This window comes from Leptotrichia sp. OH3620_COT-345, from assembly GCF_003932895.1.
In the GTDB taxonomy this organism is placed as follows: Bacteria; Fusobacteriota; Fusobacteriia; order Fusobacteriales; family Leptotrichiaceae; genus Pseudoleptotrichia.
This window is the reverse complement of record NZ_RQYW01000001.1, coordinates 63,868-90,476: the sequence shown is the minus strand read 5'-3', so window position 1 is coordinate 90,476 and position 26,609 is coordinate 63,868. Positions and strand designations below refer to the sequence as shown.

The window sequence follows — 26,609 nt, the reverse complement described above, 5'->3', positions numbered from 1 at the left end:
AGGAGAGTTATGGATAATAAAATAAAAGCAATATATAAAAAAGTGTTTACAATAGGATTACCTGTTTCATTTGAAAATATGATATACAGTCTGATGAACTTTATTGACGTATTTATGGTTGGAGTGAAAAATCCTGTACTCGGACTTGGAACTGCTGCTGTGGCAGGATTGGGATTTGCCAATCAAGTATTTATGATTTTCATTGTTTCTTTATTCGGTATGAATAGTGGCGGGGGAATACTGGCAGCACAATATTTTGGAAGCAGGGATTATAAAAATCTGAAAAAATGTCTGGGAATTACCATTGTTGTAGGGTTCTTATTTTCGTTATTATTTTTGTCTTTAGGTCTTAAAATACCTGAAATTATAATAGGCATTTTTACGAATGACAAGAAAGCAATATTTCTTGGAGGAAAATATTTGAGAATTGTAGCATGGACGTATCCTTTAATAGGAATAGGATTTGCTTTTAATATGCAGTTACGTGCCATAGGAGCGACAAAACATTCCCTTTATTCAAGTATATTAGGATTGTTTATCAACGGGATTACAAATTATACTCTTATTTTCGGAAATTTCGGATTTCCTGCAATGGGAGTGGAAGGAGCGGCTATCGCTACTGTATTTTCAAGAATTGTAAGTACATTATATGTAATATTTATGATATATAAACTAAAACTTCCAATAGCAGGAACTTTTTCTGAATTGTTCGGATTTTCATTGGAATTTGTAAAGAAAGTGATGAAAATTTCACTTCCTGTATTTGGGCATGAAATAATGTGGGTTTTAGGAGTAAGTATGTATGTGGTAATATACGGAAGAATGGGAACCGAATCTGCAGCATCTATACAGATTGTAAAATCAATAAGTAATTTGGTGTTTACATTGATATTTGGTCTTTCAAGCGGAACTTCAGCTATAATCGGTCATGAAATAGGGGCAGGAAATGAGGAAGATGCTTATAAATATGCGGTAGAATTGTTGAAAGCTGCCATGATGCTTGGAGTGATAATTGCACTGTTTGTTTACGTGACAAGTCCTTTAGTCCTGAAATTAATGGGTGTAGATAAGCAATTGTATCCGTTAACTCGGCAGATTATATTTTCCGAGGCTATTTTAATAATAACTAAGACGGCGGGAACTCTTTTAATTGTAGGGATACTCAGATCGGGAGGAGATACATTGTGGACGATGTTTGCCGATTTACTTCCGTTATGGCTGTTTGCCATTCCGTTGACATATATAGCCGGAATAAAAATAGGGCTTCCTGTAGCACTAGTATATTTATTTTCAGGAAGTGATGAAATGCTTAAAGTATATCCATGTCTAAAAAGGCTGAAAAGTAAAAAATGGATAAACAATCTTGTAAGAAATCATTAGCTTAGGGAGAAAATGATGAAATTTAAAAATACTTTAAAAAAATCCGAAAATATAAAAAAATATTTATTGCCACTACTTTTTTTTCTGGTGTTATCATGTTCCACAATAAAAGAGCCGCCTTTGGGAGTAAATTATGAAAGTCCTTTAAGAAAAAGTAAAAATGTAGATTTTCATTATGATTTGACTTATTTGGATAAAGACGGAAATATAAAATATGACAGGAATTTATGGGAATCAACCTATAAAATAATTGACAATGCAAAAGATTATCTGATTATAGAAATGTTTCTGTTCAATGATATTTATAATAAAAATAAGGAAAAGTTTCCTGAATTTGCTAAAGAATATGTTAAAAGACTTATAAAGAAAAAAACGGAAAATCCTGAATTGAAGGTATATATATTGACAGATGAAAATAATAATTTATACGGTGCATTTGAACATCCTTTTTTGACGGAATTAAAGAAAAACGGGATAAATATCATAATAGTGGATATATTTAAGCTGAAAGATACATTTCCTTGGTATTCACCCATCTGGAGAAGATCTATAAAGCCTTTTGGAAATCCACAAAATAAAGGATGGATAACTAATTTTTACGGTCCTATGTGGCCGAAATTGACATTGAGAAATTTATTCAGAGCATTGAATGTAAAAGCTGATCATAAAAAAGTATTTCTGAATGAAAGAGAAGTTGTTGTTTCCAGTGCAAATATACATGATCCGAGCTATTTTCATGAAAATATAGCTGTTTATGCAGATGGAGACATAACAGGAGATGTACTTCATAATTTAGAACTTGTTGCAGAATTTTCAAACTCGGAAATAAATATAAGAAAAAATAGTGAAGAAAGCAATATGGAAAAAGATGAATCTTCTTCAGTTAAGCTTGAAAAAATAGAAAATTCGGAAGAAATAAAGGAAAACGATATAAAAAATGATAAAATAACTGATATTGAAGGAGGTGAATATAAAATACAGTATATTTCCGAAGGAATTATTGGGAAATATATGGATAGGGACATTGACAGTCTACAGTCAGGAGATGAACTTATAATGGGGATGTATTTTCTTGCTGATAAAAATATAATAAATAAATTAATAAATGCTTCAAACAGAGGAGTCAAAATAAGACTTATACTGGACAGAAGTAGGGATGCTTTTGGAATGAGTACTAACGGTCTTCCTAATAAACCTGTATCCAAAAAACTGAAAAAAAAATCAAAAGGAAAAATTGAAATAAAGTGGTATTTTACTAATAATGAACAATATCACACTAAGATTACTCTAATGAAAAAAACAGACGGAAGTGTTATAATATCAGCAGGTTCAGCCAATCTAATAAAGAAAAATGTAAGAGGTTATATAATGGATGCCAATTTCAGAATATTAACAGATAAAAATTCAAAATTGACAAAAGATATATATTCATATTTTGATAGATTGTGGGAAAACAAAGATGGAATATTTACAATAAATTTTGAAGATGAGCCTACAACAAGCGGATTTTCAGATTTTATGTATAAAATTTTGGATGCAACTCAATTAGGTTCATTTTAAAACAAATTACAAATAAGGTGATAAGAGTGAAAAAAAAGGTATTTTTTCTATTATTGGTTGTTGCAGGGATGCTTTCCGTATCTTGTTTTAAAGGTAAAAAAGAAGAAAAACCTAAGGAAAATAAAGAAACAGGAAGTCAATCTCCAATAAATGGAAATATCACTTCTTCAGTAAGCGGAGATATTTTTAATTTAGGAAAAAATAATAATGAAAAGCAGGAAAATAAAGGACAAGAGAATATAAAAAATTTAACTCCCGAAGAACAGAAAAATCTGATTGATAATAAAATAGATCCTGCAAAAGTTTCTCAAGCCATAAAAGATGCTGAAAGTGGAAGTAAGGAAGCTATTCTTTCATTAGCTCATCTTTATTACGGATTAAATGACAGTACTAAAGTAAAGAAATATTTACAAATGGGTGTAGATAAAAATTATCCTGAAGCTATATATAATATGGCTATGATATTAAAAGAAGAAGGAAAAACAGTAGAAGCGGAAAAACTTATGGCACGTTTGCCTAAAAATGTCGAAAACGGTCAGCTACCTCCGGGGGCACAAGCTTATAATAAAGGAATCGGATTTATTAAATCAAAAAATTACAAAGAAGCAAAGGCACAGTTTGAATCTGCATATAGACAAGGTATAAAAGAAGCCGACATTCAGATTGCTCTTTTAAACAAACAGACAAGAAATTATTCTGAAGCTGTGAAATGGTTTAAACTGGCAGCTAATCGTGGAATAAAGGAAGCAAATTTTGAAATAGGGGCTATATTATTTGATACGGGACGGCAAGTTGAAGCAAGACCGTATCTTACAAAGGCCTATAATTCAGGGAATAAAGCTCTTGCTATGCCTATAGCTATTTCATATCATAAGGAAAATAATATAAATGAAGCTTTAAAATGGTATAAGATAGCAGCTAAAAATGGTAATAGTGATGCAAAACAGGCAATAGCTGAAATTGAAGGAAATAAAAGTGCAAGTGGAAAATCCGGAGTAAATCAGTTTTTAAATTCCGGAAAGCAGAATTCGAATTTTATAGATAATACTTTATCACAAACAAAAAAATCTGAAAATATTCCAAGTGTAAAAAAATCATTGGAAAGTAATAGCAAGAATTTAAGTGCTACTTCAACGGTAAATAAAAATGCGAAGCAAAGTACAGCAAGAGAAAAACAGAATTATAATATTGAAATTGAAGAAATTACGAACAGTAGAGTGAAAGAATTTAATAAATAAAAATAAATAAGGAGTATATACTCCTTATTTATTTTTATTTATTAAATCATATTATTTTATACTTAAAAATATTCCATTTACTGAAAAATAAAAAATCTTCTTTGTTCAAGCATAGTTTTTTTAATGTTTATTCCCGTATTTTTTTCGTTGAAATAACTTGAATATCGGATTTTTGCTTTTATTTTAATTTTATATAACTAGAATTTAACTACATTATTACTTAAAGCAATTTATAATGAAAATATCAAAGATCCTAATATTATATTAATTAGAAAAATCAACATCAGTAAAGATCTGTTCAAAAATTTCAGAGCCTTATTTAAAGGATAATATGTAGATAATAAAAAGAGATTTATAATAATATAAATGACTAGCGATATACTTAGATTTTCAAATACAAAATATTGAAATTGCCGACTATTTAGAAATAAAAGGGCAGGAGGCAGTAAGTATCCGAAAGAAGAGAAAAATATAAATAACAAAATAATAAATATTTCAAATATAAGAATAAAAACAGTAATTCTTTCAGAAAATTTATGATTTTCCTTATTAAAAGAAAAATTTGAAATTATGGAGTAAAATCTTACAAAAATCATTAAAATTGATAAAAAAGAAAATATTATTATCACATTTATCTCCTAAGTCATATATTTTTTAAATATTTTATCATATTTCCCATTTATAGTCTATTAATAATTATTATTATTTATAAAATAGCAAAGAAAATCATCATTATACTTAATTAAAATTTATATATTAATGTTTTTTGAAGTTTCTCAATTTATTATGTTAACAACTATATTTATCATAATAGTAACTATAAATATATTTTATATTATGTATTAAGAATTTATCATATATTTGAGTAATTTTTTCAAATTTTAGTAATTTTTATTTTAAAATGTGGTATATTATATATGTAAAATAAAAAATAGCTATGGGGTGAAAATATGGATTTTAAGTATGTAAGGGAAAACGAAGAAAAATCAATTTTGGAAAAACAGAAAAAAGTTGATAGCGATTTCTGGAGACAGAAATATCATATACAGGGAATAGTGGGACTTATAAATGATCCTAACGGATTTTCCCAATTTAACGAAAAATACCATATGTTTTATCAATGGAATCCACTGAAAACAGATCACACAGCTAAATATTGGGCACACAGTACAAGTGTGGATTTGCTTCACTGGAAAAGGGAAAAAACAGCTTTAAGACCTGAAACCGAATATACTAAAAATGGAGTTTATTCAGGAAGTGCTTTAATAATAGATGAAAAACTTTATTTATTTTATACCGGCAATGTAAAAGATGATGAGGGTAATAGAAGTTCTTATCAATGTATAGCGATATCTCAAGATGGAAAAAATTTTAAAAGAATTGAACCTGTAATAATAAATCAACCTGACGGTTATACAAGGCATATAAGAGATCCTAAAGTATGGGAAAAAGATGGAACTTATTATATGGTATTAGGTATTCAAAGTAGTGATTTAAAAGGAAAGACAGTTCTTTATAGTTCTGAAAATATATATGACTGGAAATTTGAAGGAGAAATAGCAGGTGCATATAAAGGAAAATTGAAAGAATTCGGATTTATGTGGGAATGTCCTGATTACTTTCAGCTGAAAGATGAAAAAACGGATAAAATGACTGACATACTTCTATTTTCTCCTCAAGGACTTAAACCAGAAGGAGATTTGTACAACAACAAATATCAGAGTGGTTATTTTTTAGGAAAATTAAATTATGAGAAACCTGAGTTTATTATTGAATCTGATTTTATTGAAATTGACAGGGGGCATGATTTTTATGCTCCTCAGACAATGGTAGATAACAAAGGGAGAAGACTTATAATTGGTTGGATGGGAGTACCTGAAGAAGAAGACTATCCTACAATTGAAAATGAATGGCTTCATTGTCTAACTTTACCTAGACAACTGAAATTTATGGACGGAAAGCTTTATCAGCTTCCTATTGAAGAAATGAATACAATCAGAGGAGAAAAAACGGAATTTTTATCGGAGGTCAAAGGAGAAAGAGAAGTCGGAAAAGGATTGATATATGAATTAAAAGCTGAATTTACAAATATCGGTTCTAACTTCGGATTAAAATTAAGAGTAGGGAAAAACTGTGAAACGGTTTTAAGATTTGACTATAATGAAAAAAAATTCACATTGGACAGAAGCCATAACAGACAGTCCGACAAAAGTCTGAGAAAAGTGTATTTAGGAGATATAGATAAGCTTGAATTAACTGTATTTGTAGATAATTCATCAATTGAAATATTTATAAATAACGGAAAAGAAGTGTTTTCATCAAGAATTTTTCCTGATAAGGATGGAAACGGGATAACAGTTTTTTCCGAAAACAGTATAAATGCTAAAATAGAAAAATGGGAATGGAAATAATAGAAAATATGGAAAATAAGAAAAATTCAAAAAACGGAATAAACGGAAAAAATTCAGAAAAAGCAGTAAATAAAGAAAAAAATAATATAAAAATCGATATTATAAATTTATTTGATGATATTATGAACGGTAAATACAGTAATATTCAGTTGAATTATTATTTTAGGACAAAAAATTATCTTAAAAAGGAAAAATTGTTCATAACCAATATTATAAATATAACATTGAAAAATTTAATATATATAGATTATATACTGAGTAAAATTGTAAAAACAGTCCAGAAAAGGAAAATAAAACAGTTATTGAGAATATCCGTAGCTCAGATATTATTTATGAATACGGATAATGCAGGTGTTATACATGAAGGAGTAGAAACTGCAAAAATACTTAACAACCATCAGTCCGGCTTTGTAAACGCAGTATTACAAGGGGTTTTAAAGGATAAAGATGAAATAATTCGAAATATTCCTAAAGATAAAAGAGAAAGTATTATTTTTTCTTATCCCCAGTGGTTTGTAAATAAGTTGAAAACAGATTATCCTGAAGAATATACGGATATAATGAAATCATATAAAACGAGAAGTTACTTATCTGTACGATATGACAAAAAAAATTTGACAGAAGAAAAATTTAAAAAAATATTATCGGACATTGATTCGGAGATATTATTTTCAACGGAAGAAGTTTACTATCTTTCAAATTCAAATATATTTGAAACTGAAGAATATAAAAAAGGAAATATAATAATACAGGATGCTTCTTCTTATCTGGCAGTAAAAAATATGGAAATAAAAGAAAATGACACAGTTTTAGATGCATGTAGTGCTCCCGGAGGAAAAACATTGGCAATATTGCAGAATTTTTCTCCAAAACTGTTAGTTGCTACAGATATTTACGAGCATAAAGTAAAGCTTCTTAAAGATATAAAAGAAAAATATAAATTTTCAAATTTTGAGATTTATATTAATGATGCAAGCAAAATAGAAAATTTGAATATGAAATTTGATAAAATACTTCTTGATGTTCCGTGTAGCGGACTGGGGGTGTTAAGAAAAAAACCTGAAAAAATATACAGTTTGACTTTAGAGCAGATAAAAAGTCTTAAAAAGCTTCAAAAAAAAATATTTGACAGTGCTTACAAAGTTTTAAATAAAAATGGAGTTATACTGTACAGTACATGTACATTTTTAATTAATGAAAATACTAATAACATAAAATCTTTTCTTGAAAAATATAATGATTTGATTACTGAAGAAGTAAGTATTCCTGAAAATGTGGATATAGGAAAAGATGAATGCGGAGGAGTGTATATTACTCATAAAAATAAATATATGGACGGATTTTATATAGCAAAACTGAAAAAGAAGTAATCTGATCTTCAAATAAGTAATTATATACCTTTGAATAAAATGGAAAATTTCTTTTGAAAAACTACATATTAACTTAAAGAAAGGAAAAATATCGGTATGCAATTTCATTTAAACAACGACAATGTAAAATTCATATTAAGTAAATTAAATGAGAACGGAACAGGATTTCTTGTAGGAGGGGCCGTCAGAGATTTGATAATGGGAAAAAATCCCGAGGATTATGATTTTGCCACTGATATTGAATATAGAGAATTAAAAAGAATATTTTCAGAATTTAATCCTAAAGAAGTCGGATCACATTTCGGGATATTGATGATAAAAGTGAACAATGTAAATTATGAAATAGCAAGATTTAGAAAAGAAACAGGAATTTTTAACAGTAGACATCCTAAAAAAATTAAGTTTGTAAAAACAATAGATACAGATTTAGCAAGACGTGATTTTACTATAAATGCCATGGCTTACAATGAGCAGTTGGGGTTAGTGGATTTATTCAACGGAAAGAAAGATTTGGAAAAAGGAGTTATAAAATTTGTAGGTAACCCTAAATTAAGAATTGAAGAAGATGCTCTTAGGATAATGAGAGCATTCAGATTTATATCAAAATTGGGTTTCAGGATTGAAAAAAAAACTGCTGAAGCTATATTCATAAAAAGAAAATTTTTAAATAAAATTTCAAAGGAACGGATTTTTGACGAATTAAGCCGAATTCTTTTGGGTCAACATATGGAAAAAGCATTAAATGAGATGAAAAGATTGGGAGTTCTTGAAATGATTATTCCTGAATTTAAATATACATATGATTTTAATCAAAATAATCCGTATCATAGGGATAATTTATTTAAACATATATTAAAAACAGTGGATTTATGTGAATTTGATTTAATTACAAGATTTTCCGCACTATTTCATGATTTAGGTAAAATAAATGTGAAAATTATTGATAAAGAGGGAATATTTCATTATTACGGTCATGAAAAAGAAAGTTCAATTATAGCTGAAAGTAGGTTAAAAGAACTGAGGGCCCCCAATGATATGATTTTTTCAGTAAAGAAAATAATAAGTAACCATATGCTGGTATATAACTCTCCCAGTGATAAAACATTGAAAAAGTTGATTATTGATTTAGGAGAAAAAAACCTAGAAAGACTTATTAATTTATTTTCATCGGATATTTTGTCAAAAGAACCACTTAAAAGTCATGAAAACAAATTATCACTTGAAAATTTTAAGAAAAGAATAGAAAATATACTTGAAATGGGAAAAATACTCGAAATAAGAGATTTGGACATAACAGGAGTAGATTTGATAAATCTGAAATTTGATGCTAAAAATATAAGGGAAATAAAAAATGAGATATATGAAAATATTTTGGAAGATAAACTGAAAAATGAAAAAGAAGAAATAATAAAGTATTTAAGTGAAAAATACGGTATTCCTGAAAAAATAAAGCATGAAAAATCATGTGGTGCAGTAATTCTGAACAGTAATAGTAAAAAACTTCTAATTGTAAAGATGTACAATGGAAACTGGGGATTTGCCAAAGGGCATATGGAGAAAAACGAAACTGAAAAGGAAACTGCAATTAGGGAAGTAAAAGAGGAAACCGGAACGGAAATAAAAATAATGGAAGATTTTAAAGAAAGTATAAAATATGTACCTAATGAAAAAACTTTAAAGGAAGTTGTATTTTTTATAGGTCTTACTGAAAATGAGGATATAAAAATAGATAAGAATGAAATCGAAGATTTTAAATGGTGTAAATATAATGAAGCTATGAAGTTGATAACGTATAAATTACAAAGAGATATTTTGGAAAAAGTTATAAAATTTATAAGAGATAAAAATAAAAATTTTGAGGAGTGATTTATATGAAAAAGAAAACATTTGAATTTCCGAGCGCATTTACAGTACTATTTGTAATCCTTATTATAGTTGCAGGATTAACTTATATGATACCGGCGGGAAAATTCTCAAAATTGTCTTATGATACGGCAACAAATGAATTTATAATAACCGATCATAATGATGAAACAATTTCCGAACCACCTACAGAAGAAGTTCTTAGGAAATACAACATAAACTTACCTCTTGAAAAGTTTACAAAAGGAACTATAAAAAAACCTATGGCGATTCCGGGAAGTTATACAAAAATAAAACAACATCCTCAAGGAATATTGAATATTGTTAAGGCACCTATTTTAGGAATTATGGAATCCGTTGACATTATAATATTTGTCTTGATTATAGGCGGGATAATAGGAGTGATCAATAAAATAGGAGCTTTTGATGCCGGAATAAATGCACTTTCGAAAAAAACTGAAGGAAGAGAGTTTCTGCTTATACTTTTTGTTTTTATTTTAATAGCAATTGGCGGAACAACATTTGGAATGTCTGAAGAAACGATAGCGTTTTATCCCATTTTAATGCCTATATTTTTAGTAAACGGATTTGATGCTATGACTTGTGTTGCAGCTATTTCCTTAGGTTCAACTATTGGAACTATGTTTTCGACAGTTAATCCGTTTTCCGTGGTTATTGCTTCCAATGCGGCAGGGATTTCATTTACGGAGGGTATTCAATTTCGTATAATTACTTTACTTTTAGCTTCCGTTATTACTATACTGTATATTTATCAATATATTAAAAAAATTAGGAAAGATCCTGCAAAATCTTTAATACATGATCAAGAAAAAGAAATTAGGAATAAATTTTTAAGTAATTTTGACAAAAGCTCTAAAGTTGAATTTACTACAAGAAAAAAATTATGTCTTGTGGCTTTTACTCTTGCTTTTCCTATTATGATTTATGGTGTTTCCGTATTACAATGGTGGTTTGGAGAAATGTCGGCATTATTTCTTTCAGTAGCAATAATTATTATGTTTCTATCCGGATTGTCGGAAAAAGAAGCTGTCTCTTCTTTTATAGGAGGAGCAAAGGAACTTACAGGAGTTGCATTAACAGTGGGACTTGCGCGTTCAATAAATATTATTATGGATAACGGTCTTATCTCAGATACGTTATTATATTATTCGAGTCAATTAGTTGCAAATATAAATAGCAGTGCTTTTGCTTTAGTACAATTAGGAATTTTTTCCGTTCTAGGATTTTTTATACAGTCTTCTTCAGGACTTGCAGTATTATCAATGCCTATCATGGCACCATTGGCGGATACGGCAGGAGTATCAAGAGAAATTATAATAAATGCTTATAACTGGGGACAGGGATTAATGTCTTTTATTGCACCCACAGGATTGGTTCTTGTGTTTTTGGAAATGGTAGGAGTTACTTTTGATAAATGGTTGAAATTTGTTATGCCGTTGTTTGGAATTATGGCTGCTTTTTCAGCTGTTATGCTTATAATTAATACATTAATTTAAAATAAATATAGGAGGATTAAACTGATGAGAAAATTAGAAAATATAAAACCGGAAAGAGTATTTTATTATTTTGAAGAAATTTCAAAAATACCCAGAAATTCCTATGAAGAAAAAGAAATCAGTGATTATCTCATAAATTTCGGAAAAGAGCATAATCTTGAATGCTATCAGGATGAAGTTAATAACGTCGTTTTACGTAAAAAAGCAAGTGAAGGCTATGAAAATGTTCCGGGAGTTATTTTACAGGGACATATGGATATGGTTTGTGAAAAAACCGAAGATAGTAATCATGATTTTAAAAAGGATCCTATTAATTTAATAGTTGAAGGAAATATTTTAAGAGCAGATAGGACTACACTTGGAGCCGATAATGGAATTGCGGTCGCAATGATGATGGCTATTGCTGAAAACAAAGATTTAAAACATGGACCATTGGAATTTTTAATTACTACATCGGAGGAGATTGATTTAGGAGGTGCATTAGCTCTTAAACCGGGAATATTAAAAGGAAAAATACTTATTAATCTTGATTCTGAAGAAGAAGGAAAATTAACAGCAGGTTCAGCAGGAGGAGAAAATATTGACATTCTTATTCCTTATAAAAAAATAGATATAATGGGAAGATTTACGTATAAAATAAAGTTACAGGGATTTGCAGGAGGACATTCAGGAGCGGAAATTCATAAAAATAAAGAAAACGCCAATAAAGCAATGAATAAAATTTTAAAATTATTGAATGAAAAAGCAAATATATACATGGTTTCAATTTCAGGAGGAAGTAAAGATAATGCTATTCCGAGAGTTGCCGAAGCAATTATTACGTCAATTGAAGATATAAAGGAGTCAATTGAAAAAGTAATGGAAGAAGTAAAAGAATTGTATATAAAATCCGAGCCTCAAGTTGAAATTTCAGTGGAAGAAATATCTACTGTAAATAGAGTAATTGAAAAAAAAGTTTTAGATAAGTATATCGGTCTTATTGAAGAAATTCCTACAGGAGTTTATAGTTGGATGAAAGAATATCCTGAGATAGTGGAAGCTTCGGATAATTTGGCAATAGTAACTACTGAAGAGGAAAATATAAGATTGGCAATATCTATGAGAAGTTCAGAACCTGAAATACTTGACAAACTAAAAAATTCCATAGTTTTAATTGCTGAAAAATATGAAGGAAATTATGAATTTTCATCAAAATATCCTGAATGGAGATACCGCTCAGATTCACCTTTTAGAGAAAAAGCCGTAGAAATATGGAAAAAATTAACAGGAAATGATATGGAAGTGGAAATAATACATGCAGGGCTTGAATGCGGAGCAATTTATCAGAACTATCCGGATATAGATTTTATAAGTATAGGACCGGATATGTGGGATGTTCATACACCTGATGAAAAATTGGATATTGCTTCTACAGGAAAAATTTATGATTATGTTCTGAAATTACTTGAAGAATTAAAATAATCAGATAAAATCAAGGAGAAAAAAATGAAAGAATATGAAAAGGTATATGCAGAGCTTAATAAGTTGAATATTCCTTTTGAAATTATTGAACATCCTGCTGCGATGACTACAGAAGAAGCTGACAAATATGTTGAAGGGATAGAAGGTGTACTTACAAAATCTCTGTTTCTTACGAACAGTAAAAAAACAGCTTATTATCTTCTAATTATGGATGATAAAAATCGTTTGGATATGGGGAAATTTAGTGAGATAACAGGAGAGAAACGTTTAAAATTGGCTTCTCCTGAAAGTCTTTTTCAGAAAATGGAACTTCACCCCGGGACTGTTTCAATTTTTGGAATTATAAATAATTCTGAAAAAGATATAAATATATATTTTGAAGCCGGAATTTTAAAAGAAAACAGAATGAGTTTTCATCCTAATGATAATACAAAAACTTTATTTTTACTTACAAAAGACATTTTGAAATTTATAAATTCAGTAGGATTTGAATATAAAGTGGCAGATTTATAAATGTTTTTATGAGGATAGCAGGATATTCTCACAGAGGGAAAAACAAATCGAAATGAGTTTTTTTGGAATATCATATTTTTAAATATGAGATAACTTAAGTTGTCTTTTTTAGAAGATATGGAAAAAGAATGAAAATAAAATGTAAGAAAGCTGTTTCATAAGATAATAAAATATATTTAATTATAAATTTTGAATATACTTAATATTTATAAAATTCAGTAAAAACAGTAATTTTGATTTTTTAAAGTATATATTATTTATGTTTATAAAGTTATTTTTGACTTTTGAAACAGCCTTCTCATAAATTTTCCGATTTTTTTTCCATTCCCATAAATGATTTATCGAAAAATTTTATTACAGGAAGAATCATTAATAAAATAGAAGTTCCACAAATTAGATGTTCTATTTTTACTTTATCTGAAAGAGGTCCAAAAAATAAAATTGAAAAAGGATATACAAAAACTCTTATAAAATGTATCATTGAAAATACACGTCCCATCATTTCCGAATCAGTATTTTCCTGAATAAATGTAGTTTCAATAGTATCTCCTATTATTATAAAAATTCCTCCTAAAAATAAAATAATTAGAAGTACATTAAATTCGGTTGTTGTACTTAAGAAAAAAAAATCAATTCCTAAAATAAAATAAATAGCTAGAAAAAGTTTAATTTTATTTTTTACATTTTTCATACATGAAACTATAAAACCTCCTATAATCATTCCTAAAGACCAGACTATTTCACTTAGTGTTATTTTCCAGAGATCATTTCCAAAAATACGTTTAATCATAAGAGGATATAGAAAGGCAACAGGAGTAATTATAATATAAATTAATATAAAGAGTTTTAGCATTTTATTTATTACAATGTTATTTTTCGCATATTTCAAACCTGCTTTTAATTGTGAAAACCCTGTTTCCCGAACAGAAGATTTATCTGTATTTTCAGTAAATTTCAGAAAACTTATTATTCCTATTCCGATTATAGCTGTAACTACATCAAACATAAGAGAATAAACTATTCCCAATGAACCGAGAATAATCCCGCCTATTACAGGAGAAAGAAGAGAAACTGCTGAATAGACGGTACTGTTTATTCCGTTTATTTTCATCAGGCTTTTTTCAGGAACAATTTCAGGAATAACTGCAGATATGGCGGGAGCCTGTATGCCGCTTCCTATAGAACGGATAATTGATGCGGCATAAATTACATAAAGTGACCGGTTTCCTAGAAGAAAAAAGAGGGTGACAGTAAATGTCGCCAGTGCAATAAAAGTATCGGACAGTATTATAATCAGTTTTTTACTATATTTATCAGCCCATACTCCTGCAAAAAGAGAAATTATTATCTGAGGCACAAAAGTGCAGAGAACAAGTATTGTAATAAATGTTCCGGAAGAATACTTTAAAGTTATATACCATAAAATAGAAAAACTGACAACGGACGAACCTAAAGTAGACACTGTCTGACTAAATAAAAACAAAGAAATTTTATTTTTCCATTTATTTTCTTTACTTTCTATTAACATAGGATTACCTCCGAAGATATTTCATATTTTTCTTCCAAAAATTTTTAATTTTATTATATCATAAAGCGTAATATAAATTAAAGACATTTAGTAAAATATATGTTACAATTATATATATTTAGATAATTATGGGAGTTGAAAAAATATGAGATTTGGAATAATAGGAACAAACTGGATAACTGATAAACTCATTGATGCAGGAAAGGAAATAAAAGACTTTAAACTTACAGCCGTTTATTCAAGAACAGAGGAAACAGCAAAAAAATTTGCTCAAAAATATGGAGTAGATACAATATTTACAAATTTAGATAAAATGGCTGAAAGTGATAAAATCGATGGAGTGTATATCGCTTCTCCCAATTCTTTCCACAGTAGTCAGAGTATCCTTTTTTTGAAAAATAGAAAAGCAGTTTTATGTGAAAAGCCTGCAACTTCAAATTTAAAGGAGTTGGAAGAAGTTATAAAAACAGCCGAAGAAAATAATACATTATATATGGAGGCTATGAAAATACCTTTTATTCCTACATACAACGTGTTAAAAGAAAATCTTCATAAAGTAGGAAAAATAAGAAAAATGGTAACAGGATATTGTCAACATTCTTCAAGATATGAAGATTATAAAAAAGGAGATGTGAAAAATGCTTTTAAACCTGAATTTTCTAACGGAGCATTAATGGATATAGGTATATATCCGTTATTTCTTGCAGTATCTCTTTTCGGAAGTCCTGAAAAGCTGTATGCAGATGGATTAATACTTGAAAATGGAAAAGGAATAGATGCACAGGGAATTATTAATATGTCTTACATTGATATGGATATTACGGTTTTATTTTCAAAAATTACAAATTCATATGTTCCTACTGAAATTATGGGAGAGGACGGTTCACTTTTAATAGAGCATCCATCAGAAATGTCGGAATTATATTTTATAGATAGAAAAAATAATAATAAAAAAACTGAACTGACATTACCGGGACAAGAAAACAGCATGTATTATGAACTAAAACATTTTATAGATTTATATAATGAAGGAAAAACAGAATCGCCGATAAATAACTTTCATTTAATGAAAAAAGTTATGAAAATAATGGATGAAGCAAGAAAAAAAATAGGAATAATATTTCCTGCAGATAAAGTAAAATAATAAAAAATCAAATGATATTTAAAGATAAGAATAGTATAATTTAAAAAATTAATAATCAGATAACAGGAGGAAAAATGAAAAAAATTATAACTTTATTGATGACGGTAATAACAATAAATAGTTTTTCGGCACAAGTTCTAAATAATAAAATTACTTCTTTTTTGACAAATAAAGAAATTAAAAATCTTATTTTCGGACAATATAATCTTGATGTGGAGATAGCTTCCGTTTCAAAGATAAAAGGGACAGGAGAAGAAGCAACTACTAAAGCTGAATCAGATGCCAAAGCGGGTGTTCAGACAGGAGCAAGAGACTATGCCTATGAAGTTTTGAATAACTATCTTAGCGGAGCACTTGTAAGCGGACCCGGTTTTAATTCTTCAAAAATGAGAGAATTTGCAAATGAAATAGCTAAAGAAGTTTCGGCAAGCGCTCAAAGAAGAGGCTCATGGAAAACAAGTAAAAATGAAACCGTAACTCTTTATACTATTGATAAACAAACTATAAAATCAGCTGCAGGAAGAGTATTTAATGAAAGATTGGGAGCAGTAATCCAGAAACTTACAGAATACAGGAATAATTTTGAGCAGGCACAAGGAGCGACAGGGGTAACAGTAGAAACTGTCGAATAATGTACTTGTTTTGTAAAAAGTTTTTAAATTTCTGAAAAACCTGTTAAAACGGTACAATTTAAATTTTAAATATTAAAAGATAAAAATATTTTAATTAATATGGAATAGAAAAAATATTTTTAAGAATATTTATTACCATGGTTTTTATTATGAAGCTTGAATATTAAGTAGAAATTTATTTAAGTGAATATTATTTATAATTAGAGATTTGTTTTTAACTTGTAAAACAGTCTCTTTTTTTAAAAAAATATGATATAATAAGTCCTGTCTTATTCAGAAAGAGTAATGAGATATTAAGTTTTGAGAATAGAAAGAAAGGAAAAGTACACTAATATGAAGCAAAGATTTTCAAGATTTTCAATGTTGGTCGGTGAAGAAGCCATAGAAAAACTGAATAAATCCAATGTAATTGTTTTCGGTGTAGGGGGCGTAGGATCTTATACTGTAGAATCCCTTGTAAGATCAGGTATAGGAAATATAACAATGGTTGATTATGATGAAATTTCAGAATCAAATATAAATAGACAGCTTCACGCTTTAGACAGTACAGTGGGAATGTCTAAAATAGAAGTTATGAAAAAAAGGATTTTGAATATTAATCCTGATTGTAATGTCACTTTAAAAAAAGAGATAGTCCTTAAAAATGTAGAAATTTTTTTTGAAAATAATAATCAAAAATATGACTTTGCAGTGGATGCCATAGATGTCATTGATTCAAAAATTAATATTATAGAATATTGCTATAATAATAATATAAATATCATCTCATCTATGGGATTCGGAAATAAAATGCATCCTGAAATGATTGAAATATCTACAATTGAAAACACAATATCCTGCCCTATGGCAAGAAGGATTAGAAGTATATTAAAAAAGAAATGTATAAAAAATATACCTGTTGTTTTTTCCAGAGAAGAAGTACTAAAACCTGATAAATCTGAAACTTTTGCTCATGAAGCCCCGACAAAATTTAAACAGAATAACGGAATGCCGAGAAAAATTATTCCGGGAAGTAATGCTTTTGTACCCGGAACAGCCGGACTTATAATAGCATCTTATGTAATAAGAAATTTGTTGGAAATAAAATAGGAAGGTGAGAAAAATGTTAAAAATTTCAAATAAAAATAAAATAGTGAAAATAGCCTTAATTATAGGGATATTATTATGTGTATTAGGACTGATGGATATAATATTGAAATTTACGGTACAGGATTTTTTTAAAAACCTGACAAAACCATATCTTGAAAAGGCTTATGAAGAATCAAAAAAATTATTTATAACATTGTCACTGTTAAAAGGAACAACGGATGTAATAGAAGGAAGTACAGTAAATGTAAATGTTATATTGGGAATGAACATACAGATAGGAGATATGGTTCAACCTATATATGATATAGTAGATGTACTTTGGAAAATATCTTTAGCCAGTGTGGTAGTCTTAAAATTGGAAACGGTGTATTATGAAATATTTAAAGTGAAACTTGCATCAATACTTGTATTTGTATCTTTAATAAGTTATTTCCCATATACTTTTTTTAAAAATACAGTTACCGAAATATTGAAAAAAATTTCAAAATATATCTTATTGACATTTATATTTATATATATATTGTTGCCGGGAACTATATTTGTAAGCTCAGTAATATCGGATTATTTTGAGAGGGAATATAAAAATCCTGCTGTGATGAGGCTAAATCAAAGTCTTGATAACCTGAATAAAGTAAAAGATGATTTATTCATATTGGAACAATCTAAAGGTATATTTAACATTCCCGGCCAAATAGAAAGTACAAAAAATAAGTTTTCCAACCTTAGTCACGAAATTGCTAATGTTTCAAAGGATTTAGCAGACTATACTCCCGTAATAATAGGAATAACACTAATGTCTTATATAATAATGCCATTGCTGCTTTTAATTTTTCTTTATAAATTGACAAAATCGGTATTACTCGAAAAGATCAATAAATAGATACAAAAATACAAAGAAATGTATCATGAAAATATTACTTGTATTTTTTATCAGTTTAAGGTACAATATGTTGTAGAGACATATTTGAAATTGTCTTTATGTAGGAGGCGGGAATTATGAAAAAAATAGTAACTATATTAATGTTTTTAATGGCTTTTCTCGGATTTTCAGCAATGAAAGACGGTATATACTATGCTGAAAAAAATAGTGGCGGAAACTGGAAAGCTTTTGTAAAATTGACTATAAAAAGTGATAAAATTATCGGTGTTCAGTATGACAGAAAAAATAATGCAGGGGAATTATTGTCAATTGATCAGAAAGAAAATGAGAAATATAAAGCAAAATTTGGAGAAACATTCAGAGATGCGAGTTTTTCAATGACAAGAAATCTGGTCAGTTCTCAAAATTTGAGTTCTGTAAGAGGAGTTAAAGACGGAACTGCATTATCTGAATTTAAGGAACTTGTGCAATTTCTTATTAATAAGGCAAATGCAGGAGAAACCGGAAATTTTAAATTGTAGTTTAGTTACATTCAGAAAAATTTTTGTTTTAATAAAAAACTGCTTTAATCTTTGGAATTAAGGCAGTTTTTTTACTGTAATATTTTAAGTTTTAATGATTAATATGGATTTCCAAGTATAATATTTCCATCTTTATCATAGAAAGTCCAATCTCCTGCAGAAGTATAGTTTACATAGGACCCTTTGGCTTTTAATTTGCCGTTATCATAGTACTGGGTAAAGCTTCCGGTTCCGTTTGTTATTTGAAATACACGTTCTTTATTTCCATTAGGAAAATATCCTGTAATATTTCCTGAGATTTTTCCGTTTTTATAATTTTCAACAAGTTTTACAGTACCGTTAGGATATTTCCATATCCATTCTCCATTTCTCAAGTTATTTACATACATTCCTGTAGACCTTAAAGTTCCATCTAAATAATAAGATGTGGATAACCCGCTTAAAATACCGTTTTCATAATTATTTTCCAAAGTAATGACTCCATTGGAAACAATAAATTCTTTTCCATTTTTTCTATTATTTGTATAATTTGTGACTGATGTCAAAACACCTATAAGATCAAATTCATATGAAGAACCATTTAACAGACCGTTTTTATAATTTTTTATTGATTTTGAAATTCCGTCAGCATAAAATTCTATTTCCTCACCGATTTGTTTTCCTTGACTATACTCCATTATTTTTAAAATATTTCCATTATTATAATAAAAGTACATTTTACCGTCATACAATCCATTTTTGAAATTTTTCACAGATTTGATTTCCGAGTTACTATTAAACTCGACTAATGTTCCTGTGAAAGGTGAACCGTCTTCTTTCAGAACAGCAAAAGAGTCCGAAATAGAAATTGCTTCGAGAGTTAAATAAGGAGAATTCAGCACCTTCGCATATAAATAGAGATATTCATTGGCTCTTTTAGGATCCATATTAAAATTTGCGGAAAAAATATAAAACCCTGACATAAAACATGAAAATAGAATAATTAACGGTTTACTTAATATTTTTTTCATTTTTAACCTCCAAAATTATTATAGCACTTTTTATAAAAAATAAAAATTAAAATTTCATTTGAGTATTTAATGTCAGGCAAAAATATGATATAATTTTATAAATTACAAATAATTAAGGAGAATTACAATTATGGAGGAAATAAAAGAGAAATTGGCTGAAAAATATTTGAAAACGGAAGCTTACTTTAATATATCATATGAAGTGTTTAAAAAAATAATTTTTGAAAATAAATTTTTAGTTACAGTAATCTTTATACTGCTATTAGTTTTAAATGTGATGGGAGCAAAAGCGGCGGAAAAATATGCGAATTTAGTAAAGAATGGAGATATTGAAGGTTTTATCAGGGCAGTTTCAGAAAGTTTTGAAAGCACATCTTCTACTTTATTAGGTGTTTTATTAGGTATTTTATTTATAATTATTATGAAAAATGTAGCTTCTAAAATAGAAAATAAAAATACTTTCAGTTTATTGGAAATATTAAAAAGATATTTTACAGTGTTCATATTTGAAATTATTGTATTCGGAATTTTAGTTATTATTTTTTGTTTAATTTTATTTATGGGGGCGGTATTTGCTAGGGGTATGATAAGTTCAGGGGCAAAGGACAGTGAAATAATATTTTTACTTATAGTTTTCGGTAGTATCGGTGTTATTTATGCTGTAGCAGTTTCTTTTATATATTGGATTAAATTTTTATATTTCAAACCGCTGTATATTTTAAGAAATCTTAAATTTAAAGAAGCTATGTTTTATAACTTCCATTTATGTAAGGGAAACAGGTTGAGAATAATTATTCCTCATCTGCTTTTATTTATCTTGAGCAGTCTTTTATCCATTCCGTTTACTGTAATGAATTATATTTTAGGCAGTCCTTTTTCAAATATCATTGCTATAATATTTTTTGTAGTAAATGTAGGAATCAATATGCTGATATCGATAATGTCCGTTATATTGGGAGTGGTTATATATCTGAATGTGGAATATATGGATTTGAAAAAAAGTAAAACGGTAAAAAGTACAGATGAAAATAATTTGTTTGAAAATAATGAGGAAAATTGGTAAAATACTGATAAAGAATAAAAAAAGTTATATATAATTAATTTTTAGGAGGAAAAATGAAAATCTTCAATTTATTTAAACGTTCTCCAGAAAAAGAAGATCAGAAACCGGAGATTTTTGAAAATATACTGACAGAAAATGAGGAAATTTCATATTTAGATGAATTTGGAAAAGAAAAAAAAATATCAAAAATAGAATGGATAAATCGGATTTTAAAGCCTTCTATAGAAAAAAACTGGGATAATGTTGAAGAATTATATTCCGTTGTATTGGACGCCTTTTCAAAAAATGTTTATTACGAAGCGAAAGATGCCTGTCTTAGAATATATTCTCTTGATAACAATAAAGAAAGGAAAACCAATATTTTAGGAATATATTATATAAAAAACAAAGAATACGATCAGGCGATAGACTTATATAAAAAATATACATTTTATGAAAAACCGTCTGAAACTATTTATTCCAATTATGCAAAAGTTCTTGAAAAAACAGGGAATTTTGAAGAAGCTGAAAAACTTTATTTAAAAGCGTTAAATTTAAATCCCAATTCTGCAAATGCATTTAAAAAGTATTTCAATATAATCAAAAAAAGGAATATTGCTGAATATAATACGAAATTACAAGAGTTTGCTCATTTGGAAGATACATGGAGAGCAAAACTGACTTTTGCAGTGAAGTGTTTTAAAAGCGGGGATATTGAAAAGGGGAAAGAATTACTGAATCTTGCTCTAAAAGAGTCAGAATATGATCCGGAAGTTATGTCTATAGCTTCCGGAATGTATGGAATGAACAGTCTGTTTGACGAATTTGAAAATGAAATTTTACCGTATTTCAATCCTGAGCAACATGGAGCATATACGGCAATAAATATACTTGAATATTATAAAAGAGCTGAAGACTTTGAAAAAGGACTGGAATTATGTAAGTTTGCTTCAAAATTTCCATGGATTGAATTTTCAGATACTTTTATAAATTATGAAGAAATATTTTTAAATATGAAAATAAGATATGATAAGAAAAACAGTGAAGATGAGTTTTTTGAAGAATACTCACACGACAGTTTTTTTTCCACTAACGTACCGCTTTGGTACTATGGTTTTAATAATCCTACATGGATTTTAAATAAAAATAAAAGAGTGGCTCCAAACCTACTTATTCTGTCTTTCACTTCAATAGGGGAATATAATGAAACATCAAGAAATCTTGCTGTTTCCATTCCTTTATTTATAAATGAAGTTTTACACTATAAAACAAATTTAAATTATCAGTTGGCGGTTGCTTATGAAGGATATAAACTAAAAGTAGCAAATAAAAGGTACAGTACAGATTATATGAAGTTGATTAAAAGCCAAAATTCCAATTTGAATTATGTACTTTCAGGAAATGTGGAGAGAGCTTTTGATGAAAATAATGAAGAAATATTTAAAGTGGAAATATATCTTTATAACTGTCCAAATGAAATGAAAATAAAACTTATAGATACTGATTATAAAAAAGAAGAATTGTATAAAGTACAGAAAGATGTTATAAGTAAGTTCAACAACTTTTTTGAATGTATAGATAAAAATTATGAAGTGACAGAGTCCAATTCGGAAAATTTAATGCTTTATTTTCCAAAAATGAAATTATTAATTGAAAATCCTGATTATAAGCCAAATAAAGCATGGAAATATAAGAAGCTTCTTTCCGAACAGATAAAAATTGTTCTGGACGATAAGGAAAACGAATTAAAAAAAGTAAGTTTAACGGCACTTTTATATGAAATAGGAAAAACAAACAGTCAGCTTTTGAAATGTGAAAAACCGGCTATATATAATATGATTTCGAGAGGTGTATTTTCTTCAAAAGTATCAAAACTTCTTGTGCCTATTATTTTTAACGTATATAATGACGAAGTGAATTATGATGCTTACATGGAAACTTTAAATGAAGATAATCCGTTATACATAGACTGGATAAATAAATTTTTGGATTATGTGGATTGAAAAAATAAAAAAATAGTAAAGAGGTGATTTATGAATATTACAGTAAAAAAAACAATGATATTATTTCTATTTTTGTTTTATATTTTATCCAATTTACTATTTTACAGAACAGGGTATAAAGATTATCCAAATTTTGTTCTTTTATTTATAACAAGCATACTGTTTATATCTGAAGTTTCGTTTTGGAGTGTATTATTCAAATCAATAGGTGATAAAAGGCTCTCTGAAAGAAACTATCATATTGAAATGTTTTTTATGATAGGATTAATCGGATATAGTTTGAGTCGTATTTTTTTGACAAGCTCTCCATATATAAATGACTTACTGAACAGCAGTATAGTTACAGCATATATAATAGGAGTTATAAGACTTGTATTTATGTTTTCTTCTATTATGAATATATTTTACTTGATTGATACAAAAAATATATTTTTAGTTGCAATATCTATTTTTAATATTATATCATCCATATTAATATGGCTTGATTTTGATACCGGTATAAATGCAGGTATAAGAATATTAACGGGAATATTGGCGATAATATATATAATATCAGTTAAAAATAAAAATTCTGAGGAGGTATAATATGAAAAAAATATTGTTTCTGTTTTTGATATTATGTATATCGGGAATAATATATCCGTCAGGAAAGGATGTTTCAAAAAATATAAAGAAACCTTTAAAAGTTATAAAAAATACTGCAGGAAGTATCATTCTTGATAATTCATATAATTCAAAAGGGCAGAATTTCAGAGAAAGATTTATAATAATACATTATACAGCTTTAGATAAGAATCGTTCATTAGAAGTACTGACAACTCAAGAAGTCAGTTCACACTTTCTAATATCCGATGTGGAAAGTGATCCTGTCTATGCTTTAGTTGATGAGAGTCGACGGGCTTGGCATGCGGGAGTAAGTGAATGGAAAACAAGCAAAAATTTGAATGATAGCTCAATAGGAATAGAAATAGTAAATCCGGGATATATAACTCAAGGAGAATTTATACCGTATAAAGAATTTCAGATTGAAAAATTGGCAGTATTACTGAAATATTTATCTGAAAAGTACGAAATACATCCGACAAATATTTTGGGACATTCCGACATTGCTCCTCAAAGAAAGCAGGATCCGGGTCCTTTAATGCCGTGGAAAGAGCTTTATACAAAGTATAATATAGGAATGTGGTATGATGATAATACAAAAGAAATGTTTAAGAATGAGTACAGTTCAATTTTTCCGACATTATCCGTTTCAGATATTCAAAAAGAACTGAAAAAATTCGGATATGCCATTGATGTTACAAATCAATGGGATAAACAGACACAAAATGTAATAAAAGCATTTCAATATCATTTCAGACCTGAAATATTTGATGGGAAAATGGATTTGGAAACTTTTTCAATATTAAAAGCATTAAATGAAAAATATAAATAAATATAAATGAAAGAAGGGAGCAGAAGCTGCTTTGAGCATTTTTGGATGGGCGGTTTCTTTAAATATAGATATTATGGAATTTTCAAGAAGAATTTTGAGTATGCAATATTCACCTATAAGAAAATTAGTTCCTCTTATAGACAAGGCAAAAAAAGAAGGAGTAACAGTTTATGAACTGCATATAGGACAACCTGATGTAAAAACTCCCGATACGTTTTTTGAGGGGTTGAACAATTTTAAAGAAAATATAGTAAAATATGCAAACTCTGCAGGAATAATGGAATTGAGAGAATCTTTTTCAAAATCATATAAGAAATCAGGAATAGATATTTCACCTGATGATATGCTTATTACCCACGGAGGAAGTGAGGCAATACAGATAACATTGCAAACTATTTGTAATCCCGGTGATGAAGTTTTAATACCGGAACCTTATTATACAAATTATGACAGTTTCTTGAAAACTGCCGAAGCGGTTTTAATTCCTATTGAAACTGTTATTGATAATCATTATCATTTGCCTGTAAAAGAAGAAATTGAAAAACTTATAACACCTAAAACGAAAGCAATTATGTTTTCAAATCCAAGTAATCCTACAGGGATAGTTCTTACTCCGAAAGAAATGGAAATTATTAAGGAAATTGCTCTAAAATATGATTTATACATTATTGCAGACGAAGTATATAGACAGTTTATATATGATGATGATTTGGAATACCAGTCTTTTATGACTATTTCTGAAATTAGTGACAGAACTGTATTAATCGACAGTATATCCAAGCATTATAGTGCCTGTGGTGCAAGAATAGGAGTATTGGCTTCAAAAAATAAGCAATTTATTGCCCAAGCACTGAAATTATGTCAGGCTAGACTATCAGTATCTACAATAGAGCAGATAGCCAGTGCCAATCTAATTAATACACTGGATACATACATAGACAATGTAAGATTGGAATATAAAGTAAGAAGAGATATGATGTATAATCATTTGAAAGAAATGCCGGGGGTTATTTCTTTTAGACCTGACAGTGCATTTTATATATTTGCGGAACTTCCTGTTGACGATATTGAAAAGTTTATAATATGGTTATTAAAAGAGTTCAGATATAAAAATCAAACTTTATCTTTTGCAACTGGTCCCGGATTTTATTCAAAGGAAGGAAATGGAAAAAAAGAAGCGAGATTTTCTTTCTGTACTCATAATCTGACTGAGATAGAAAATGGAATGAAAGTGTTGAAAAAAGCTTTGGAAGAATATAACAGAGCTAAATAACATATAAAAACAAACTTTAAGGAGTTATAATTGTCAAAAAATAATGAAATAAAAGATGCTAAAGATATATTAAGCAGAATGAATTTAAATCAAAAAATAAACTACCACACTATACTGACGAAACTTATTTCTGATTGGAAAAGTAGAGAATTGAGACCGAAAATACTGCTACACAGCTGTTGTGCTCCATGTAGTACATATACACTGGAATTTCTTACGGAATATGCCGATGTTTCAATATTGTTTGCAAATTCCAATATTCATCCTGAAGCCGAATATAGAAAAAGAGCTCTTGTTCAAAAAGAGTTTATTGAAAAATTTAATAAAAAAACAGGAAATAATGTAGGATTTATTGAAGATGAATATAAACCTGCAGATTTTTTCAGAAAAGTAAAAGGACTTGAAAGTGAAAAAGAGGGAGGAGTAAGATGTACTTCCTGCTTTCAGATGAGGCTTGATATTGTAGCCCAAAGAGCACAAGAATTGGGCTATGATTATTTTGGAAGTGCACTAACCTTAAGCCCCAAGAAAAATAGTGAACTTATAAATAATATAGGACTTGAAGTACAGGAAATATTTGATGTTAAATATTTGCCATCAGATTTTAAAAAAAATAACGGTTACAGTCGTTCAGTTGAAATGTGTAAGGAATATGACGTATACAGACAGTGCTATTGTGGATGCGTGTTTGCTGCGATGAATCAGGGTATTGACTTGAATTTATATAAATAATTTTTTA

At 28.4% G+C, this 26,609-nt stretch carries 22 protein-coding genes; 20 read left to right on the top strand and 2 right to left on the bottom strand.

The features are described 5' to 3' along the window. Window positions 1-9 precede the first annotated feature (9 nt). The 9 genes from EII29_RS00360 to EII29_RS00320 all read left to right on the top strand — a co-directional run bounded on the left by EII29_RS00360 (window position 10) and on the right by EII29_RS00320 (window position 13,313). Window positions 10-1,380, top strand: coding sequence for an MATE family efflux transporter (locus tag EII29_RS00360; protein WP_125235556.1), 1,371 nt, complete (start codon window positions 10-12; stop codon window positions 1,378-1,380). 15 nt (window positions 1,381-1,395) lie between these two features. Beyond that, the gene (locus tag EII29_RS00355) at window positions 1,396-2,940 is read left to right on the top strand and encodes a phospholipase D-like domain-containing protein (protein WP_125235555.1); all 1,545 of its coding nucleotides are present in this window, start codon (window positions 1,396-1,398) and stop codon (window positions 2,938-2,940) included. A gap of 26 nt (window positions 2,941-2,966) precedes the next feature. After that, complete coding sequence (locus EII29_RS00350; RefSeq protein WP_125235554.1) at window positions 2,967-4,178, top strand: tetratricopeptide repeat protein; 1,212 nt, start codon at window positions 2,967-2,969, stop codon at window positions 4,176-4,178. Between the two features lie 950 nt (window positions 4,179-5,128). Further along, entirely contained in the window at window positions 5,129-6,589 is a 1,461-nt protein-coding gene (locus tag EII29_RS00345) for a sucrose-6-phosphate hydrolase (protein WP_125235553.1), read from the top strand. Further along, window positions 6,580-7,959 carry a 16S rRNA (cytosine(967)-C(5))-methyltransferase RsmB gene (rsmB, locus tag EII29_RS00340; RefSeq protein WP_233573206.1) on the top strand — a complete coding sequence of 460 codons (1,380 nt, stop codon included), beginning with the start codon at window positions 6,580-6,582 and terminating at the stop codon, window positions 7,957-7,959. Before EII29_RS00345 ends, rsmB begins: the two co-directional genes overlap by 10 nt. A 96-nt stretch (window positions 7,960-8,055) precedes the next feature. Beyond that, window positions 8,056-9,825 carry an NUDIX domain-containing protein gene (locus tag EII29_RS00335; RefSeq protein ID WP_125235552.1) on the top strand — a complete coding sequence of 590 codons (1,770 nt, stop codon included), beginning with the start codon at window positions 8,056-8,058 and terminating at the stop codon, window positions 9,823-9,825. Between the two features lie 5 nt (window positions 9,826-9,830). Beyond that, complete coding sequence (locus EII29_RS00330) at window positions 9,831-11,339, top strand: YfcC family protein (RefSeq protein WP_125235551.1); 1,509 nt, start codon at window positions 9,831-9,833, stop codon at window positions 11,337-11,339. 24 nt (window positions 11,340-11,363) lie between these two features. Then, window positions 11,364-12,800, top strand: a complete 1,437-nt coding sequence (locus tag EII29_RS00325; protein ID WP_125235550.1) for an aminoacyl-histidine dipeptidase — start codon at window positions 11,364-11,366, stop codon at window positions 12,798-12,800. 24 nt (window positions 12,801-12,824) lie between these two features. After that, window positions 12,825-13,313 carry a prolyl-tRNA synthetase associated domain-containing protein gene (locus EII29_RS00320; protein ID WP_125235549.1) on the top strand — a complete coding sequence of 163 codons (489 nt, stop codon included), beginning with the start codon at window positions 12,825-12,827 and terminating at the stop codon, window positions 13,311-13,313. 298 nt (window positions 13,314-13,611) lie between these two features. Here the strand turns inward: EII29_RS00320 and EII29_RS00315 are convergent, their stop codons facing one another. Then, on the bottom strand, window positions 13,612-14,841 hold the full coding sequence (locus EII29_RS00315; protein ID WP_125235548.1) for an MFS transporter: 1,230 nt from the start codon (window positions 14,839-14,841) through the stop codon (window positions 13,612-13,614). 145 nt (window positions 14,842-14,986) lie between these two features. Between EII29_RS00315 and EII29_RS00310 the strand changes: the two genes are divergently transcribed. The 5 genes from EII29_RS00310 (at window position 14,987) to EII29_RS00290 (ending at window position 19,107) form a co-directional block, all read left to right on the top strand. Then, window positions 14,987-15,985, top strand: coding sequence for a Gfo/Idh/MocA family protein (locus tag EII29_RS00310; protein ID WP_125235547.1), 999 nt, complete (start codon window positions 14,987-14,989; stop codon window positions 15,983-15,985). 74 nt (window positions 15,986-16,059) lie between these two features. Then, window positions 16,060-16,617: a hypothetical protein gene (locus EII29_RS00305; protein WP_125235546.1), complete on the top strand. Its 558-nt coding sequence runs from the start codon at window positions 16,060-16,062 to the stop codon at window positions 16,615-16,617. Between the two features lie 333 nt (window positions 16,618-16,950). Then, window positions 16,951-17,706: a ThiF family adenylyltransferase gene (locus EII29_RS00300; protein ID WP_125235726.1), complete on the top strand. Its 756-nt coding sequence runs from the start codon at window positions 16,951-16,953 to the stop codon at window positions 17,704-17,706. Window positions 17,707-17,719: 13 nt separating this feature from the next. Next, complete coding sequence (locus tag EII29_RS00295) at window positions 17,720-18,586, top strand: hypothetical protein (RefSeq protein ID WP_125235545.1); 867 nt, start codon at window positions 17,720-17,722, stop codon at window positions 18,584-18,586. Between the two features lie 116 nt (window positions 18,587-18,702). Further along, on the top strand, window positions 18,703-19,107 hold the full coding sequence (locus EII29_RS00290; RefSeq protein ID WP_125235544.1) for a pheromone cAD1 o protein: 405 nt from the start codon (window positions 18,703-18,705) through the stop codon (window positions 19,105-19,107). Between the two features lie 98 nt (window positions 19,108-19,205). Here EII29_RS00290 and EII29_RS00285 read toward each other — a convergent pair whose 3' ends face one another. Beyond that, a complete protein-coding gene (locus EII29_RS00285; RefSeq protein WP_125235543.1) occupies window positions 19,206-20,117 on the bottom strand; it encodes a toxin-antitoxin system YwqK family antitoxin in 912 nt (303 codons plus the stop codon). 130 nt (window positions 20,118-20,247) lie between these two features. Here EII29_RS00285 and EII29_RS00280 point away from each other — a divergent pair, with 130 nt between their 5' ends. The 6 genes from EII29_RS00280 to EII29_RS00255 all read left to right on the top strand — a co-directional run bounded on the left by EII29_RS00280 (window position 20,248) and on the right by EII29_RS00255 (window position 26,602). Next, window positions 20,248-21,180: a hypothetical protein gene (locus EII29_RS00280; protein ID WP_125235542.1), complete on the top strand. Its 933-nt coding sequence runs from the start codon at window positions 20,248-20,250 to the stop codon at window positions 21,178-21,180. Between the two features lie 53 nt (window positions 21,181-21,233). Beyond that, on the top strand, window positions 21,234-23,162 hold the full coding sequence (locus tag EII29_RS00275) for a lipopolysaccharide assembly protein LapB (RefSeq protein WP_125235541.1): 1,929 nt from the start codon (window positions 21,234-21,236) through the stop codon (window positions 23,160-23,162). Between the two features lie 30 nt (window positions 23,163-23,192). Further along, window positions 23,193-23,747: a hypothetical protein gene (locus tag EII29_RS00270; RefSeq protein WP_125235540.1), complete on the top strand. Its 555-nt coding sequence runs from the start codon at window positions 23,193-23,195 to the stop codon at window positions 23,745-23,747. Window position 23,748: 1 nt separating this feature from the next. Next, window positions 23,749-24,597, top strand: coding sequence for an N-acetylmuramoyl-L-alanine amidase (locus EII29_RS00265; RefSeq protein WP_125235539.1), 849 nt, complete (start codon window positions 23,749-23,751; stop codon window positions 24,595-24,597). A 73-nt stretch (window positions 24,598-24,670) separates the two neighbouring features. Beyond that, entirely contained in the window at window positions 24,671-25,870 is a 1,200-nt protein-coding gene (locus EII29_RS00260; protein WP_125235725.1) for a pyridoxal phosphate-dependent aminotransferase, read from the top strand. 78 nt (window positions 25,871-25,948) lie between these two features. Next, complete coding sequence (locus EII29_RS00255) at window positions 25,949-26,602, top strand: epoxyqueuosine reductase QueH (protein ID WP_233573213.1); 654 nt, start codon at window positions 25,949-25,951, stop codon at window positions 26,600-26,602. Window positions 26,603-26,609 lie beyond the last annotated feature (7 nt).